The 15,276-nt window shown below is 69.5% G+C and carries 19 protein-coding genes and 3 tRNA genes; 7 read left to right on the top strand and 15 right to left on the bottom strand.

Annotation, left to right across the window (positions count from 1 at the left end; genetic code table 11):
• Nucleotides 1-240: 240 nt before the first annotated feature.
• The 5 genes from ACWENQ_RS10300 to ACWENQ_RS10280 form a co-directional block, all read right to left on the bottom strand.
• The gene (locus ACWENQ_RS10300) at nt 241-651 is read right to left on the bottom strand and encodes a VOC family protein (protein WP_449921605.1); all 411 of its coding nucleotides are present in this window, start codon (nt 649-651) and stop codon (nt 241-243) included.
• 5 nt (nt 652-656) lie between these two features.
• A complete protein-coding gene (locus tag ACWENQ_RS10295; protein ID WP_452413728.1) occupies nt 657-1,106 on the bottom strand; it encodes a helix-turn-helix transcriptional regulator in 450 nt (149 codons plus the stop codon).
• A gap of 104 nt (nt 1,107-1,210) precedes the next feature.
• Nucleotides 1,211-1,639, bottom strand: coding sequence for a YybH family protein (locus tag ACWENQ_RS10290; RefSeq protein ID WP_452413727.1), 429 nt, complete (start codon nt 1,637-1,639; stop codon nt 1,211-1,213).
• 136 nt (nt 1,640-1,775) lie between these two features.
• Nucleotides 1,776-2,384 (bottom strand): NAD(P)H:quinone oxidoreductase, encoded by a 609-nt coding sequence (wrbA, locus tag ACWENQ_RS10285; RefSeq protein WP_452413725.1) that lies wholly within the window; start codon nt 2,382-2,384, stop codon nt 1,776-1,778.
• Between the two features lie 317 nt (nt 2,385-2,701).
• Entirely contained in the window at nt 2,702-3,202 is a 501-nt protein-coding gene (locus tag ACWENQ_RS10280; RefSeq protein WP_449921614.1) for a hypothetical protein, read from the bottom strand.
• Between the two features lie 136 nt (nt 3,203-3,338).
• Here ACWENQ_RS10280 and ACWENQ_RS10275 point away from each other — a divergent pair, with 136 nt between their 5' ends.
• Genes ACWENQ_RS10275 through ACWENQ_RS10265 form a run of 3 tightly spaced genes read left to right on the top strand, consistent with a single transcriptional unit; the run spans nt 3,339 to nt 5,907 of the window.
• Complete coding sequence (locus tag ACWENQ_RS10275; RefSeq protein ID WP_452413724.1) at nt 3,339-4,013, top strand: response regulator; 675 nt, start codon at nt 3,339-3,341, stop codon at nt 4,011-4,013.
• Nucleotides 4,010-5,428: an ATP-binding protein gene (locus ACWENQ_RS10270; RefSeq protein WP_452413722.1), complete on the top strand. Its 1,419-nt coding sequence runs from the start codon at nt 4,010-4,012 to the stop codon at nt 5,426-5,428. The genes ACWENQ_RS10275 and ACWENQ_RS10270 overlap by 4 nt, the downstream gene beginning before the upstream one ends.
• The gene (locus tag ACWENQ_RS10265; RefSeq protein ID WP_452413720.1) at nt 5,425-5,907 is read left to right on the top strand and encodes a hypothetical protein; all 483 of its coding nucleotides are present in this window, start codon (nt 5,425-5,427) and stop codon (nt 5,905-5,907) included. The genes ACWENQ_RS10270 and ACWENQ_RS10265 overlap by 4 nt, the downstream gene beginning before the upstream one ends.
• Nucleotides 5,908-5,936: 29 nt before the next feature.
• On the opposite strand, the gene ACWENQ_RS10260 is transcribed toward ACWENQ_RS10265, so the two are convergent.
• From ACWENQ_RS10260 to ACWENQ_RS10250, 3 genes are all read right to left on the bottom strand, one after another.
• Nucleotides 5,937-6,344: a PIN domain-containing protein gene (locus ACWENQ_RS10260; RefSeq protein WP_452413718.1), complete on the bottom strand. Its 408-nt coding sequence runs from the start codon at nt 6,342-6,344 to the stop codon at nt 5,937-5,939.
• Complete coding sequence (locus tag ACWENQ_RS10255) at nt 6,329-6,589, bottom strand: type II toxin-antitoxin system Phd/YefM family antitoxin (RefSeq protein ID WP_452413717.1); 261 nt, start codon at nt 6,587-6,589, stop codon at nt 6,329-6,331. Before ACWENQ_RS10255 ends, ACWENQ_RS10260 begins: the two co-directional genes overlap by 16 nt.
• A gap of 284 nt (nt 6,590-6,873) precedes the next feature.
• Nucleotides 6,874-7,863: a DUF5937 family protein gene (locus ACWENQ_RS10250; RefSeq protein ID WP_452413715.1), complete on the bottom strand. Its 990-nt coding sequence runs from the start codon at nt 7,861-7,863 to the stop codon at nt 6,874-6,876.
• A gap of 136 nt (nt 7,864-7,999) precedes the next feature.
• On the opposite strand from ACWENQ_RS10250, the gene ACWENQ_RS10245 reads away from it, so the two are divergent.
• Nucleotides 8,000-8,854 carry an isocitrate lyase/PEP mutase family protein gene (locus ACWENQ_RS10245; protein WP_452413714.1) on the top strand — a complete coding sequence of 285 codons (855 nt, stop codon included), beginning with the start codon at nt 8,000-8,002 and terminating at the stop codon, nt 8,852-8,854.
• 6 nt (nt 8,855-8,860) lie between these two features.
• On the opposite strand, the gene ACWENQ_RS10240 is transcribed toward ACWENQ_RS10245, so the two are convergent.
• Nucleotides 8,861-10,615, bottom strand: coding sequence for a hypothetical protein (locus ACWENQ_RS10240; protein WP_452413712.1), 1,755 nt, complete (start codon nt 10,613-10,615; stop codon nt 8,861-8,863).
• Between ACWENQ_RS10240 and ACWENQ_RS10235 the strand changes: the two genes are divergently transcribed.
• Nucleotides 10,573-10,893 carry a replication initiator gene (locus tag ACWENQ_RS10235; RefSeq protein ID WP_452413809.1) on the top strand — a complete coding sequence of 107 codons (321 nt, stop codon included), beginning with the start codon at nt 10,573-10,575 and terminating at the stop codon, nt 10,891-10,893. The genes ACWENQ_RS10240 and ACWENQ_RS10235 overlap by 43 nt on opposite strands.
• On the opposite strand, the gene ACWENQ_RS10230 is transcribed toward ACWENQ_RS10235, so the two are convergent.
• Nucleotides 10,885-11,049, bottom strand: a complete 165-nt coding sequence (locus tag ACWENQ_RS10230) for a hypothetical protein (RefSeq protein ID WP_452413710.1) — start codon at nt 11,047-11,049, stop codon at nt 10,885-10,887. The genes ACWENQ_RS10235 and ACWENQ_RS10230 overlap by 9 nt on opposite strands.
• Here ACWENQ_RS10230 and ACWENQ_RS10225 point away from each other — a divergent pair.
• Together ACWENQ_RS10225 and ACWENQ_RS10220 are read left to right on the top strand one after the other, a co-directional pair.
• Nucleotides 11,029-11,091, top strand: coding sequence for a hypothetical protein (locus ACWENQ_RS10225; RefSeq protein ID WP_452413808.1), 63 nt, complete (start codon nt 11,029-11,031; stop codon nt 11,089-11,091). The genes ACWENQ_RS10230 and ACWENQ_RS10225 overlap by 21 nt on opposite strands.
• A 520-nt stretch (nt 11,092-11,611) precedes the next feature.
• Nucleotides 11,612-12,670 carry a zinc-dependent alcohol dehydrogenase family protein gene (locus ACWENQ_RS10220; protein ID WP_452413709.1) on the top strand — a complete coding sequence of 353 codons (1,059 nt, stop codon included), beginning with the start codon at nt 11,612-11,614 and terminating at the stop codon, nt 12,668-12,670.
• A 371-nt stretch (nt 12,671-13,041) separates the two neighbouring features.
• On the opposite strand, the gene ACWENQ_RS10215 is transcribed toward ACWENQ_RS10220, so the two are convergent.
• The 5 genes from ACWENQ_RS10215 to ACWENQ_RS10195 all read right to left on the bottom strand — a co-directional run bounded on the left by ACWENQ_RS10215 (nt 13,042) and on the right by ACWENQ_RS10195 (nt 15,192).
• The gene (locus tag ACWENQ_RS10215; RefSeq protein WP_452413707.1) at nt 13,042-13,230 is read right to left on the bottom strand and encodes a hypothetical protein; all 189 of its coding nucleotides are present in this window, start codon (nt 13,228-13,230) and stop codon (nt 13,042-13,044) included.
• A gap of 129 nt (nt 13,231-13,359) precedes the next feature.
• Nucleotides 13,360-13,436 (bottom strand) — tRNA-Phe (locus tag ACWENQ_RS10210).
• A 5-nt stretch (nt 13,437-13,441) separates the two neighbouring features.
• Nucleotides 13,442-13,516, bottom strand: a tRNA-Asp gene (locus ACWENQ_RS10205).
• 93 nt (nt 13,517-13,609) lie between these two features.
• Nucleotides 13,610-13,682 (bottom strand) — tRNA-Glu (locus ACWENQ_RS10200).
• Nucleotides 13,660-15,192 (bottom strand): metallophosphoesterase family protein, encoded by a 1,533-nt coding sequence (locus tag ACWENQ_RS10195; RefSeq protein ID WP_354923288.1) that lies wholly within the window; start codon nt 15,190-15,192, stop codon nt 13,660-13,662. The genes ACWENQ_RS10200 and ACWENQ_RS10195 overlap by 23 nt, the downstream gene beginning before the upstream one ends.
• Between the last annotated feature and the right edge of the window lie 84 nt (nt 15,193-15,276).

Below are 15,276 nucleotides of genomic sequence, written 5' to 3'. Positions count from 1 at the left end.
GCCGACGCGTCAGCCTGCCGTTCAATCCTGGGGTTGCGACGCGGGCAGATGCGGAACCACTGGTACGGCGTGGCCGGCGCACGCAGGCGGGCCGGCGCACGCAAGACAGGCCCGAGCACGCGGGGCGGGCCGGAGCACGCTAGGCGGCCGGTGACGGTGACCACCGGACGGCCGCCACTGACGCGCGCGCCCCTTCACGGTGCCGCCTGTCGCAGCTCATGGCCGCGATCGCCGGACGGCTCAGCGCAGCTGCTGGATGCGGATCAGGTTGCCCGCGGGATCGCGGACGGCGCAGTCGCGCACCCCGTACGGCTGCTCGGTCGGCTCCTGGACGATCTCGGCGTCGCCGGCCTGCAGCCGCTCGAAGGTGCCGTCGAGGTCGGGGGTGGCCAGGACGACGCCGGCGTAGGTGCCCTTGGCCATCATCTCGACGATCGTGCGGCGCTCGTCGTCGGTGACGCCGGGGTCGACGGCCGGCGGCTGCAGGACGATGGACGTGCCCGGCTGGTCGGCGGGGCCGACCGTGATCCAGCGCATCCCGCCGTATCCGACGTCGTTGCGGACCTCGAAACCGAGGGCGTCGCGATAGAAGGCCAGCGATGCGTCCGGGTCGTCATGCGGTAGGAAGCTCGCGTGAATGGTGATGCCCATGTCGGTCAGGTTAGGTGCGACTCCGTGACCCGCGCTTCTCGATTCCTGACCGGTCTGGTCACCTGCTTCGCCACGCACGACGGCATCCCGGCCGTCGCGCGCGCCGCGTGGCGCCGGTAGGCGCTGGGCGGCATGCCGACCAGCGCGGTGAAGCGGCTGCTGAAGGAGCCCAGCGACGAGCAACCGACCGCGAAGCAGACCTCGGTGACGCTGAGGTCGCCACGGCGCAGCAGCGCCATCGCGCGCTCGATGCGCCGCGTCATCAGATAGCCGTACGGCGACTCGCCGTAGGCGAGCCGGAACTGGCGGCTGAGGTGCCCGGCCGACATGTTGACGCCACGGGCGAGCGCCTCCACGTCCAGCGGCTGCGCGTACTCCCTGTCGATCCGGTCGCGGACGCGGCGCAGTCGCGCGAGGTCGCGCAGGTGCTGCGCCGCGGCGGGTCTGCTGCTCACCTGCGAAATCGTGTCACGTCACACCGGAGTTGCCCAGCGCCGCCGGCGCCGAGCAGGACGAGGGCACACCCAGGCGGTCTTCTCCGATGAACGATCAGGCCGGCTCACATCTCCGGCGGAAACCAGGCCTGGAGGTTCTGAGGGTTGATCGGCACCGAGATGTGTTCGTGCGTGATCAACCACTGGCCCCGTGACCGCCGCAAACAAACGGTCGATCGTACCCATATCGCGCTCTGGAGCCCGTTCTTGCGTGTTCCGCTGTCCAGGTGAAGCATGTGGGCGAACGCCACATCCCCACTCGCCGCAACGGTGAGGTCGTGCGTTTCCAAGCCGATGGGGCCGTCGTATTCGTCGAACCACCGCGCGAAGTTGCCGCGGACTTCATCGGATCCGGCGAACCGGAGCGGGGGAACGACGTCGTAATACACGATGTCGGGAGAATAATGTGACATGAGGCGATCAATGTCTTTTGTCCGGCAGGCCTCGACCCGGCTTTCCAAGAACTCTCTGACCTCGGAATCGTTCGACGTCATCGCATCCTCCATTCACGAATCTGACCGCGACCAGCTCATCCGGCGCGGTCCCTGTGGTCTCAGTGGTCCGACGACGCAGCCCTCAGGAATGTGAGGTGCCGCAGGCCGACGGACCTGCCGTACCAGGCCCGTTTCCTCAGGCGGCGCGGCCGGTCTTGAGCGCGGCCGTGGTGTCGACGACGCGGCGGGCCTGGTGACGGGCCGCCTGCAAGGTCACCTCACCGGCCGGGCCATCGCCGGCCACGTGGGAGGTGCCGTAGGGATTGCCTGACTGGAACTGGATGGGGTCGGTGTAGCCGGGGGGCACGATGATGCCGCCCCAGTGGTAGAAGGTGTTTCCCAGCGCCAGGAGAGTGGATTCCTGTCCGCCGTGGGCGGTGTTGGAGGCGGTGAAGGCCGAGTACACCTTGCCCGCGAGCTTGCCCTGGTACCACAGGGGGCCGGTGGTGTCGATGAACTGCCTGAGCTGGCCGGCCGGGTTGCCGAAACGGCTGGGCGTGCCGAACAGCACCGCGTCGGCCCAGTCCAGATCGTCGTGGCCGGCCTCGGCGACGTCGACGGTGTCCTGGAGGTGTCGGGCCCAGGCCGGATTGGCGCTGATCGCCGCGGGCGGGGCCGTTTCGGCGACCTTGCGCAGGCGCACGTTCGCGCCGGCCTTCTCCGCGCCCTCGGCGAGGGCTTGCGCCAGAGCGTGCACGTGGCCGGTGGCACTGTAGTAGATGATCGCGACGTTCACGGGTTCCATGATCGGTTCACTTCCTTCGCGCTCGGGTTCATCGATACGACGACGCAGCCCTGCGCGATGTGAGGCGACCCGCCGGCCTCCCCGGCCGGCGCGACAGGGAACCGCCGCCGACGACCGGATCTCCCGGAGCACCACCCCGCCCTGTCGCACTGCCGGTCACTCGGCCGGTCCCACCCCCTGTCGCACTGCCGGTCACTCGGCCGGTCCCGGCTCCTGACGCGAGGAGCCGGGACCGGCCCGCGCTCCCTCCGACCCTCCCCTCGTCCCCGCGCCGGGAGCGGAGGGAAAGGCATGGCCCGGCGAGAGCGGGCGGGTGGCTAGTTCTCCTCGTACGGCGCGGGCGGCTGCAGGGAGGCGCACCCCTCGAAGACCTGCTTCTCGGCGGCCGAGCCGGGCTTGACCTGCTTGAACCCGGCAGGCTTCTCCTCCTTACCGACGGGCTGCCAGACGCCGCCCTTCTGCAGGCACTGGGCCCACGCGGCGAACTTGGCCTCGTCCTCGGGAGAGGACGGCTCGGCGCTGCCGAGGATCACCGAGTCCCACTCCTTGCACGCCTTCATGGCGGCGTCGAGCTTGGCCTGGCTGACCTTGGTGACGGCGCTGGTGTCGAGATCCTGTCCCTTGACCGGGTCCGGGATGTCGATCCCGTTCTCCCGCATGCACCCGGCGAACTTCACCGCGGTCTCGTGCCAGCTGGGCTTGGCGGAGCCGGGCGCAGGGCTCGACGTGCTGGCCAGGCTCTGGGCCCCGCACGCCGCGCTCAGCGCCAGGGTGGGAAGGGCCGCCAGGACGGCGAGGCGCCGCTTGGTGATGAACACATGTCCTCCAACAGGTCTGTGACTGCCCATCACCCTGGCCCGCCCCTGTGAGCGGCCCGTCCGCGCCATGTCATGAACGTGTAATAGCTTCCAAGCCCGGACGAACCGCACGTCGGAGCCGCCGATACTGGACCGCATGGCTCGCGTGTTGCTGATCGAGGACGACCCGAACGTCAGGGACGCTCTGACGCTCGCCCTCAAAGGCAGGGATCACGAGGTCGAATCGGCGGCATCCGGGGAGGAAGGGCTGGAGCGGCTGGCACGCTTCGCCGCCGACGTGGTCGTGCTCGACCTCATGCTGCCCGGCATCGACGGGTTCGAGGTCTGCCGGCGCATCCGCTCGACCACCTCCACCTCGATCGTGATGCTGAGCGCGCGGGGCGACGACTTCGACGTGGTCGGCGGGCTGGAGGCCGGCGCGGACGACTACGTGGTCAAGCCGGTGCGGCCGCAGGTGCTGGAGGCTCGGATCAGGGCGGTGCTGCGCCGTACCGACGGTGTGCCCTCGCCCGTGGAGTCCTACGGCGCGCTGTGCGTGGACCGCGCCAGCCTGACCGTGAGCAGGGACGGGCGGCAGGTCGCGCTGCCACCGATGGAGTTGCGGCTGCTGCTGCACCTGTCGGCCACACCCGGACAGGTCTTCAGCCGGCAGCAGCTGCTGGAGGCGGTGTGGGAGCACGACTACCTGGGCGACTCGCGGCTGGTGGACGCGTGCGTGCAGCGGCTGCGCGCCAAGATCGAGAGCGTGCCGGCCGAGCCGAGGTACGTGCAGACCGTGCGCGGATTCGGTTACCGCTTCGGGCCGGTATGACCTGGCTCCGGGGGTTGCGGGCCCGGCTGGTGATCACGTTCGTGCTGGTCGGCGGGCTGAGCGCGGTGGGGGCCGCCGGGCTGACCTACTACACCGCGCAGAACAACCTGCTTGCCGGGGCGCAGGACCGGTTGCTGAAGGACTTCAGGAACCGGGTGCTGCTGCTGTCGCGCGACGTCGTGCTGCCCGCCAGTGACGGGGAGCTCGCCCTGCTGGCCGAGGACCTCGAGGTGGGCGACCGCAAGGTGTACGTGGTCAGGGACGGCGCCATCCCCAGCGACGCCCGCATCACCGCCGAACTGCGCACCAGCGTTCTGCGGCGGCCGGAGCTGGCCTGGCAGCGGGTGACCCGCGACGGCGTGCCGTACCTGGTGGCCGGCAGCAGGGTCATGCTCCTCGCGGGCGGGACGCCGTCGGGGATCACCGTCTACCTCGTCGAGTCGCTCGCGCAGGCCGCCTCCGACGAGGCGGCCGTGCTGCGCGCCGCGCAGGCGGCGGCCCTCCCCGTCGTGCTCCTGGCGGTGCTGGCCGGACTGCTGGCCGCGCGCGGCGTGCTGCGGCCGGTCGCCGACCTGGACCGCGCGGCCCGGCGGCTGGGCGAAGGCCGGCTGGAGACCCGCCTGCCCGTGCGCGGCGGCGACGAGCTGGCGCGGTTGGCGGGACGGTTCAACGAGACCGCCGCGGCGCTGGAACGCTCGGTCGGCGAGCTGCGCGAGATGGAGGCCAGGTCGCGGCGGTTCGTCGCCGACGTCTCCCACGAGCTGCGCACCCCGTTGGCCGCCGCCACCGCCGTCACCGACGTCCTCCAAGCAGGCGCCGACCGGCTGGACGCCGACGCCGGGACCGCCGCCCGGCTGGTCACCGCCGAGGTCGCCCGGCTCACCAAGCTCGTCGACGACCTGATGGAGATCTCCCGCTTCGACGCCGGAGCCGCCGTGCTCAACCTCAACGACGTGGACGTCGGCGCCGCCGTCGCCGCCTGCCTGCGCTCACGCGGCTGGAGTGCCGACGTCACCACGGACCTGCCGCCGGACATCCGCGTCCCCCTCGACCCGCGCCGCCTGGACGTCATCGTCGCCAACCTCGTCGGCAACGCGCTGCGGCACGGCACGCCGCCCGTCACGGTCCGGGTGCGCGCCACCGGCCAGGCCGTCGCCATCGAGGTCGCCGACCATGGGCCGGGCCTGCCCGCCGACGTCCTCCCGCACGTCTTCGAGCGCTTCTACAAGGCCGACGCCGCCCGCGCCCGCTCCGAAGGAAGCGGCCTGGGCCTGGCCATCGCCCGCGAGAACGCCCTCCTGCACGGCGGCGACCTGACCGTCGCCCCCGGCCCCGGAGCCGTGTTCACCCTCACCCTGCCGAGGAACCGCCCTGCCGGGGAACCGCCAACCACCCCATCGGGGAACCACCCGTGAGAACCTGGCCCCTCGCCCTGCTCCTGGCAGCCTGTACGGCCTGCGGAGTCGGCCCCACCGGCGTGGTCGGCGCCGGAGAGCCCGCCCGCGGCTTCGCCCAGGGCACCCGCCTGTACTTCGTGCAGGACGACCGCCTCGTCTCCGTCGGCCGCCCCGAGGGCCCGCTGGACGCCGCCGAAGCCGTCGAGCTGCTGGCCGGCGGGCCCACCTCGAAGGAGCGCGAGCGCTCCCTCGACACGCGCCTGCCCAAGAACATCGCCGTCCGGGTGCACGACGACGGGTTCGCGCTGGAGAAGGGCGCCCCGATGCTGGTGGGCGGCCGATGGCTGCCGCCGGTCTCCCGCCTGTCGCGGATGGCGACCGGGCAGCTCGTCTGCACGATCGCGGCCGCCACCGCCGCCAAGCGCGGCGTGGACGTGGATGACGTGCGGGTGACCGTACCGGACGAAGGTCAGGCGCGCTGCGCGGACTTCACATGAGCGACGCTCCGGGGGTTCGCCGTCGAAGATCAGCGGGGAACCACCTGAGCGCGGACGCCAGGGAGACCGTCGAATGCGGCCGAGGCGTCCATCGTGATCACTGTTCTCGCCGTGGCTGCGGCCGTCGCCGCGATCAGCAGATCGTACGCGCCCCGGGACTTACCTTCTCGACGAACATGCGCCATGAGCCGAGCATGAACTCTGGCGACGTCTGTCGTGTACTCCTCGACGGGAATCAAGGCCAGGACTTCATCCACGAAGGCCTGTCGATCGGGGCGTCGGGCCGCATCGGCCATCTCCACGCCGACGAGGAGCTCAGCCACGGTGATCGCGGCGATCGCCACATCATCGGCATCGTCGATCACCGTGTCCACGGACGCCTTGCCTCGCTCAGCGGCGATGAGCACACCCGTGTCCAGGATCAGGCGTCGGGCCACGTGCCCCTCATCTCGTCCGTGACGGACTCGCGGGCCGCCGCGACATCAGCCTCGAAATCCGCGTCCAGTGTCCCCGCGCTTCTGGCCAGAAACGCCTTGACCATACGCCCCGGCGCAGTGGGCGCGGGGCCGATCACGGCGATTTGCTTCCCGCCACGGGTCACCACGATCGTTTCCCCGCGCTCCGCCTCGTCGAGGACCGTCGCGAAGCTCCGAGACGCTTCAGTGGCAGTCATCACCTTCATGAAATCAGATTATCTGATTCGATGCCCTCGCGTACGCGTATGCGGACGCGTCACGTCCCCCGCTCCCTCGGCTCATCGAGTTCTGATCGGCCATCCGCTCCAGCCAGGCCACCAGTCACATCGCCCTCGCCAGGCCGCGCATCAGCAGGACCGGTGCTCACCGTGACCGCCGGCGGTGCCTCGTGTGAGAGGCACCGCCGGATGCCTCCGAACGACCGTCCGCCCGGCGTGGCCGGCGGCGAGATCGGGGGCGAGTTCAGCGATACCCGGCGTCGAGCGGGCTTTCACGTCTGGGCGGTGAGCAGGGCGTCGGCCAGGCCGGTGCGGGCGTAGAGCACCGAGCGGCCCGCACGGTGGGTGCTGGTCAGGCCAGCGGCCCGCAGTGCGGTGAGGTGTTGGGACACGCCCGCCGCGGAAAGGCCCGACCGCTGGGCGAGTTCGGTGGTCGAGGCGGGTGAGTCCAGTTCGGTCAGGATCAGCGCGCGGGACCGGCCGATCACTGCGGCGAGGGCTTCCACGCGCTCGTGTGTCCGACGCTCCCACAACGTGCCGATCCCGCGTGCCGGGTAGGCCAGCTGCGGTGGTTCCGACGCGACGGAACGCGTCAGCACTCGCGGCCACGCGAAGACCGACGGCACCAGGAGCAGCCCGGCCCCGGTCTCGATCCTGGTGATGGCGCAGTGCCGCTGTACCAGGTGGAGGCCGCCGCCGGCCCAACGCACCGTGTGGTGCAACTCGTTGAGCACCTGGGCCGTGCCCTGCTCGGCCACCTGGCGGCCCCGATGGAAGACGTCCGCCTCCAGCACCGCGCGGATCCTGGCCCAGTAAGGCGCTATCGCGAGCCGCCAGTAGGCCTCGATCTCCGCGACGATCCTGGGCAGGTAGGTCCCGGGGGTCCGGTGAAGGCTCCGCAGCCGGGGGGACAACCGGCCGTCGCGCTCGGCGGCCAGGCAGTCGAGGTCCCGCCGTACCTGCTCGGGGTCGGTGGCCTCGATGGCGGCCAGTTCGTCGGAAAGGTCGGGGGACGCGGTCGCCGGTGCCGGGTTGAGAAAGTCGGGGAGGTGGCCGACGGGCGGAATCATGTCAGCCAGCCAGCCGCGGTCGAGACCCGCGGCCGCGAGCCGCGGGCGTACCTGGTCGACCCAGCCCCGATGGGGGTCCGCCACGGCGGCGGCGGTCAACACTCTGCGACTGGTGACGACTTCCCACATGGGCGAGACGGCGAACCGGGTCTCGGCCAGATCGTTCACCGAGAAGGTCAGCCGCGCCTTCATACCGCCTCCCTTGCGTCCCATGATTCGGTCCGAGCTTAATCAATGGACGCTCGCCGTCCCGCCCGGCAGCATCCCGTTGCGGGTGCCCACGAGGCGGGGCGCCGCGAAGCAGAACGACACGAAGGCGGTCATGCACATGTCTGTTGACCTCTCCCCCACCCCTGATGCCGCGACCGAGGAGAAGGCCCGGCTGTTCCGCGCCTTGAGCACCGAGTCCGTGCTGGTGCTGCCCAACGCCTGGGACGCCGCCAGCGCGACGGTGATCGCCGCGGCCGGCGCCACGGCGATAGCCACGACCAGCGGTGGCGTGTCGTGGTCGCTGGGTCGCGGGGACGGGCAACGGCTCAGCCGGGGCGAGATGATGGAGGCCGCGCGGCGCATCGTGGACTCCGTCGACCTGCCGGTGACGGTCGACGTGGAGGGAGGGTACGGCCCGGCCCCGGCGGATGTCGCCACAACCGTGCGGGCGGTGGTCGAGGCCGGTGCGGTGGGCGTCAACCTGGAGGACTCCACGGCTGTCGGCGGTCCGCTGTTCGACGTCGCCGAGCAGAGCGCCAGGCTGCGCGCCGCCAGGGATGCCGCGGCAGCGGCGGGCCTGCCGACACTGTTCATCAACGCACGCACCGACGTCTTCCTGTTCGCGATCGGTCCGTCCGACGCCCGACTGGGCGAGGTGCTGGCGCGCACGGCGGCATACGCCGAGGCGGGAGCCGACGGCATCTTCGTTCCCGGCCTGCTCGATCTGGACGTGCTGAGCACTCTCTGCGCCGAGTCGCCACTGCCGGTCAACGCGATGGCCGTCGCCGGTGGACCACGTGTCACCGAGCTCGCGCAGGCGGGGGTGCGCAGGATCAGCCTGGGCACCGGGCTGGCTCAGGCCGCCTACACCGCGGCCCGCAGAGCCGCCGCGGAACTGCTCGGCACGGGAAGCCTCACAGCCCTGGACGGCTCACTGGACTTCAGCGAACTCGACGTCCTGTTCCGTCGTTGACCGAGCCTAGGAGGACGGCTCGGGCAGGCGATCGAGGGCGGCGTCCGCTCTCCTGACCGGATAGCTGAGAATGAGATCCACGCTCTGACGCGTATACAGGCGCAGCCGGTAGACGCCAGGACCGCCGCGCGCGAGATCGGGGAAGCGCACCTTGCTCGCCGACAGCGTCTGCATCACCAGGCGACCCGATTCGCTGACGATGTCCACCTCGACCACCTGCTCCCAGCCTTTGCGTCGCAGGGGTGGCGGGGCCGAGCGCAGCGCCTTCACCGTGACGCAGGTCGCCCAGTCCTGGCTGGGCGTGAAGACCAGGGCCAGCGGACCGCTGGCCGCCAGGGTGCCGACCGATTCCGCGTTCCAGATCTTTTGGGAATGTTCCTCGGTGTCCGCTTCCGGGTCGTCGATGCCGTACGGCATGCCGTCCCAGTCGTAATAGGACGCGGTCGCCTGGAACCGAGTACGTAGCGCGGGCCACGGGTCGCGGCACATGGCGTCCTCCTTGCGCGCCTCGCGCTCTCGCCGTTTGCGCTCGGCGTTCTCCTTCTCTGCCTGCTGCCGGCGCATCTGAGCGGACGACAGCAACAGATCCGGATATTTCCGTCCGATCACCTCCGGACAGAGCAGCGCGAGCAGCGCGGGCCGGGCCTTGACCGGCTCCCCGGCTGCGAACCTGGCGCACGCGGCCCAGCCCTTGCCGAGCAGTTCCTGATCCGAGACACGCAGGTCAGAAGGCTTGTTCACGCTGCACATGTAGGCCCGGTCGCGCTCGTGGGCCGGGATGTCCGCGACACGTGGCGGTGCCGACGACGCCCAACAGTCCATGAGGTCACCGCTCTGCCAGGTGTAGACGAGATGGGGACGGCCCTCGGGTCCGACGACCATCAGCGGGAGGACCGCGGCCACAGCCGCGACCGCCGTGGGCACTCGCAGCGCCGTCTTCTGCCTCCGCTCACGGTTCAGCTCGTGCGCCGTACGCGCCAGCCAGACGATGTAGAGCACATCCATCGCCTCGGCGATCGACTCGATCGTGCTGCCGCGCGTCAGGCCATCCACGAGCTCCACCAGGAACGCGCTCGCGAACGTGCCCAGACCGATGAGGAGCGTCACCCGGCTCCAGCGTCCGTCACGCCGCTGAGCGACCAGCAGCAGCACCATCGTGACGAACGCGGCCACTCCCGCGGCCATGACACTCGCCCGATCGGCCGGACTCATGAAGAGCTCGGGCTTCAGATCGTCCATCAGGTCGCCCGCGAGCGATATGGCCGGTCCCGCCAGTCCGAACAGGAGCAGAGCCAGCCGGAAGGGCCGACCTGACCCGGTGAGCACCACCGTGAGCAGCACCAGCGCAGGCACCCAGAGCGCCAGTCCGATGACCGTCTCAACCAGGTCTGGGAGGAACGAGGGGATCAGCAGCCACACCACGTCGGCGTACAGCAGCAGCCGTAGCCACGTGGCCGCCCGACGCATCGGCAGCGCCGTAGGCGCGAGTCCCCGCAGAATCTGCCACAGCATCCACGAGTTCACCAGCCCGACAAGCAGCAACCCGCCCAGCACCGGCACCAGAGGAGACTTCCCGACGGCCTCGCCGGGCGGGTACCACATGGTGACCAGCCATGCGGGTGTCGCGGTGCCGATCACCAGGCTGAGGACGATCGAACCGAGAGTGATGACCAGGTAGACAGACGTCGCTAAACGATCTATGCGCACAATGAGGCCCGATCGTAGTACGACCGCGTAGTTCCCCCGGAACTGGTCGAGCACCACGATCCACGGCCGTTGTCGGCCTCCGCGTGCCCGACGAGGTGATGATTCCCTTCGCCAAGGTCGCCGAATGCCGGCGGCGCGGCGTCGTCCATTTCCACGCCGTCATCCGCCTCGACGGCCCCACCGGCCCGTCCACACCTCCCCCGGCCTGGGCCACCGCAGACGCCCTCACGCAAGCCGTACGGCACGCGGCGGGGGCCGTCTCGGTCGACATCCCAGCCACGGGAACGACGCTCCGCTGGGGTACCAACCCGACGTCCGCCCGATCACCATGACGCCTCCCCGAGCAAGCCGTCGCCGCCTACATCGCCAAGTGCGCCACCCAAGCCGCCGAAGGCGTCGGCACACTCGATCGCCGCATCAACCCCCTCGACGATCTGGCCGACCTGCGCCTCACCCAGTGGGCTCACATGCTCGGCTTCCGCGGCCACTTCTCCACCAAGTCCCGCCGCTACTACACCCGCCCTCCGTAACGCCCGCCAAGAACTCAGACTCCGCCGGCAGAGCGGCCACGTGAGGCTCTTGGACGGAAAGTGCGTCGACGACCGGCTGCCCGCTGATCACCCACCAGCCTTCCCGCCAGGCCGGCACGCCCCGATCTCAAGTCCCGACCAGGTCGCCGCAACCACCACCGGCCCCTCGCTACGGCCTGGCCCGTCCGAGTCACCCGGCACCGTTGCAGAACCAGGAAGAAATAGGTGACGGTGTTACGATTATTCCGGATTCGTTGGTCGGCTCGCAGGAGCTGGTTTTCCACTAGAACAGCTGGAAAAAGACCGACAAGACGACACCGACGTATCTGGACACCGGCGACCCGGCGCGGCAGCGCACGGACTACTACCCCCCTTGGCTGGACAACCTTGCCGACGAGGTGACGATGGGGGGCTCGGTTCTGAACGGGATCGTGCGGCGGGCCGAGGACGTTCGCACGGTGCCGGCCTATGCGCGCACTCTCTACGAGTACCAGGGGATCTCATGGCCATGCCACAATCCATGCGCGCGCTCGTAGCCGGAAAGATCGGCGAGCCGGCCGATGTCCTGCGGCTGGAATCCCGGCCTGTTCCCACGCCAGAAGCCGGTCAGGCGTTGATCCGCGTGAAGGCGACTCCGATTCACGCCAGCGATCTGCACGTACTGCGTGGCCGCTACGGTTTCTCCCCCGAGTTCCCCACTGTTGGTGGTCACATGGAGTGCGTGGGCCGTATAGAGGCCCTGGGCCCGGACACCGAGGGGCTGGAGATCGGCGAGCGCGTGGTGACCGTTGCAGTCCCGGCGATACCCGGGCCCCGTACGGCCGGCACTTGGCAGGAATACGTTGTCGCCGACACCCGAAGGCTCCTGCCGGTCCCCGACCATCTGAGCGACTCCGACGCCTGCCAACTCGCCGTCAACCCGTTGACCGCGCTGCTGCTGGTGACACGCGAACTCGACGTACAGCCGGGTGAATGGTTGTTGCAGACAGCCGCGGGCTCCACCGTCGGCCGGCTCGTCATTCAGCTGGCCAGGCATCTGGGCATTCCGACGATCAATGTCGTGCGGCGGCGCGATGCCGTCGAGGAGATCGAAGCGCTTGGTGGTGACGAGGTCATCTGCACTGAGGACGAGGACCTGTTGCAGCGTGTGGCTGAAACAGCAGGACCGGCTGGCGTGCGCAAGGCCATCGACTGTGTCGCGGGCCACGTGGGTGCCCAGGTATCCCACGCATTGGCTCCGGGAGGAGAGCTCGTGGTCTACGGCGCGCTCTCCACCCATCGGCAGACCGACCCGGCAGCGCTGACGATCCCGCTGCAGGCACGCTCGGTTATCTACGAGACCAAAGCAGTCCGTGGCTTCTGGCTGAACCGCTGGTTCGGCACTGCCTCACCTGCGGATGCGCTGGGCGCGCTTTCCGAGGTTCGCAGTCTCGTCGCGGACGGAGTGCTGACTATCCCCCAGGGCCAGCCGTTCCCGCTCGAACGCTTCATGGAAGCCATCTCGCTCGCCGAAACACCCGCACGTGGCGCCAAGCCACTCTTCGTCTTCGGCGACGGCTGGGACAACGACGAGAGGTAGGACGCGGTATTTGGATGGCGGCGCCTGTCGCGGGCGGGCCGTCGGCGGTGGTCTGCCCTACCCCGGGCGCGATTATGGCAACTACACGGTGCTCTACCATGATCGCCACTGCCGAAGTCGGGGAGCGATATGCAGGGCCGCCGACCTCGGCGAGATGCGGCTTCACGACCTCCGGCACACCTGCGTCCGCCTCCTTCTGGACCTGGGCGTACCACCCCACAAAGTCAGAGAGATCGTCGGACACTCCGACGATCTACGCGCACGCCTCCCGCGACGAGAAGCGCAAGGCCCTCGGCAAGCTCGGCGATGCCCTGGGATAGTCACCCACCACCATGAAGCGCTCCGGATCGTCCCGGGGCGCTTTGTCGTGATCAGTAGTGCCACTTCTCGGCATGGCGGTGACGGGTGGGCTCGGGTTCGTCTCCACGAAGAAGCGTGAGCCGGACGCGCTGACGCGCTTTCCGCTCGGCGATATTGGTGTCGACACCGATGCCTTTGAAGGAGCCGCCCACATCGCGCCGGAAGGTCCGCCCATCTTGCCGCTGGATACGCAACGGCATCGTGTTGCCTGTACAGCTCGCAGGACGATTGTTCCGGCAATCACCGCGCCAGCCGAGACATACTGTCGCAAGAAAAACAAAAACGCCCCGGAGCGATTTACGCTTCGGGGCTTCTTTGCAGCTCAGGAATGGTGGTCAGGGGCAGGGTCGAACTGCCGACCTTCCGCTTTTCAGGCGGACGCTCGTACCAACTGAGCTACCTGACCCAGAGCGGTCCTGACGGGACTTGAACCCGCGACCTCCACCTTGACAGGGTGGCGAGCACTCCAAACTGCTCTACAGGACCTTGCTTTCGTTCCGGCCTTCCGGCCGAACCGCCTCGCTTAGCTTACCAGTCTTTCGGAGGTCTTCGACCTTCCGTCCGGCTGGTGTCGCCGTGTGCCCCCAACGGGATTCGAACCCGTGCCGCCGCCTTGAAAGGGCGGTGTCCTAGGCCGCTAGACGATGGGGGCCCGGGACTTTCGTCCCGTTCCTGACGTCTTCCGTTGGAGACCTCTGAAGCATAGGGGACGAGTGCCCCAAGTGCCAAAGTGGTTGTCCACCGGAAGCTCCGCTGACGCTTCCCGTTGGCGACGGGGACGTCGTTGGTGCTGGGGAAATCATACGTCGAGGGTCCGGCTCGACGTGACGCTGGATGTGCACCGACTGCTCTCCGAGGCCGCCGAGCGTGATGTCGTCCCAGGCCTGGAGCCTGTGCGTGGTCTTGTCGAAGTACAGAACCGATGCCTGGACGGGTGTCGGTTCGGCGTGTTCGAGGGCGCGGAGTCCGGCGCCGCCGGTGGAGCCCTGGACGAGGACGCGGGTGCCGGACGGCAGGAGCGTGGTCGAGCGGCGGTGGGAGTGGCCGGCCAGGACCAGCGGAGCGAATCCGGAGAAGCCCTTGGCCGCGTCGGGGTCGTGGATGGCGACCAGGTCGACGGGAGAGGGCTGTGGCAGCCGTACGGCGTGCTCGCGGCCGAACTCACGCATGCGGGCCGGATCGTTGTCGGCCGGCACCGACTTGTCGGGGGTGAAGCGGGGGTCGCCCAGGCCGTAGATGCGCAGCCCGGCGACGGTGGTGGAGTCGTCGTCGAGGACGACCGCGTTCTTCTGCGCGGCGACCGCGCGCTCGGTGACCTTGGAGTCGTGGTTGCCGCGCACGAAGACGTACGGCACGCGGAGCTTGCCGATCTCCTCCATGAAGGCGTTCTCGGCCTTGGTGCCGTGGTCGGAGATGTCGCCGGTGTCCACGATGACGTCGACCATGAACTGCTCCTTGAGCGAGCGGACGACGTTCCACGCGATCGGGTTGATGTGGATGTCGGAGACGTGCAGGACCTTGATGGAGGCGGGGGCGGGGTCGTAGGTGGGCAGCGCGGAGACCGTGTCGTACAGCTTGGAGACGTTCGTCACGAGCTTGGTGAGCTGCTGGCGGTACGACTCGAACTTGGTCACGATCGACTGGGCGCTGCCCACGAGTGACGGCGCGGCGGCGATCAGCCCCGAGTAGCGGGGCTCCACGAGGGAGCTGGGGCGGAAGGTGAGGGCGGCGACGGCGCCGGTGCCCGCGAGGGCGACGGCGGCGGCGAGCAGGCTGTAGAGGGCGACCCTGGGCCGGCGGAAGACGAGGTATCCGGCGAGCAGCGCTCCCGCGGCGGCGCACAGCAGGGAACGGATCACCAACGCCTGGACTCCGCCGCGCAGGTCGTCCTCGATGATCTCGGGCAGCCGGGTGGCGAGCTTCGGGTCGTCGATGAAGGCTCTGGCCTTGTCCTGGTCGATGTTCTCGAGCGTGATGCGCAGGCGGAGCGGCGCGTCGTGGCTGCGGAACCTGAGGGTGCCGAGCGGGTGGGCGTCGACCACGGTCTCACCGGTCAACGCGGGCCTGAGCGACATCCCCGTCTCGACGGGACCGACCTGGGCGCGGACCGTCCCGCTGAGGATGATGCCGAGCCAGGCGCCGACCGCGGACACGAGAAGCACCGCCGCGACCCGGGCAGGCCGCGACCGTATGACGGTTCTGATGACGTTCATACGCCTTCTTGCCTACCTGACGGACGGGGCAGA

The organism is Nonomuraea sp. NPDC004354, assembly GCF_053602555.1.
Note: the sequence above shows the minus strand (reverse complement) of the source record. Positions and strands in the feature narration are given on the sequence as shown.

Bases quoted from the DNA above. Each gene is read 5' to 3' on its own strand.
- ACWENQ_RS10300 (WP_449921605.1), bottom strand. From the start codon at position 651: ATGGGCATCACCATTCACGCGAGCTTCCTACCGCATGACGACCCGGAC.
- ACWENQ_RS10290 (WP_452413727.1), bottom strand. From the start codon at position 1,639: ATGACGTCGAACGATTCCGAGGTCAGAGAGTTCTTGGAAAGCCGGGTC.
- wrbA (WP_452413725.1), bottom strand. From the start codon at position 2,384: ATGGAACCCGTGAACGTCGCGATCATCTACTACAGTGCCACCGGCCAC.
- ACWENQ_RS10275 (WP_452413724.1), top strand. From the start codon at position 3,339: ATGGCTCGCGTGTTGCTGATCGAGGACGACCCGAACGTCAGGGACGCT.
- ACWENQ_RS10270 (WP_452413722.1), top strand. From the start codon at position 4,010: ATGACCTGGCTCCGGGGGTTGCGGGCCCGGCTGGTGATCACGTTCGTG.
- ACWENQ_RS10255 (WP_452413717.1), bottom strand. From the start codon at position 6,589: ATGAAGGTGATGACTGCCACTGAAGCGTCTCGGAGCTTCGCGACGGTC.
- ACWENQ_RS10250 (WP_452413715.1), bottom strand. From the start codon at position 7,863: ATGAAGGCGCGGCTGACCTTCTCGGTGAACGATCTGGCCGAGACCCGG.
- ACWENQ_RS10245 (WP_452413714.1), top strand. From the start codon at position 8,000: ATGTCTGTTGACCTCTCCCCCACCCCTGATGCCGCGACCGAGGAGAAG.
- ACWENQ_RS10220 (WP_452413709.1), top strand. From the start codon at position 11,612: ATGCGCGCGCTCGTAGCCGGAAAGATCGGCGAGCCGGCCGATGTCCTG.
- ACWENQ_RS10215 (WP_452413707.1), bottom strand. From the start codon at position 13,230: ATGCCGTTGCGTATCCAGCGGCAAGATGGGCGGACCTTCCGGCGCGAT.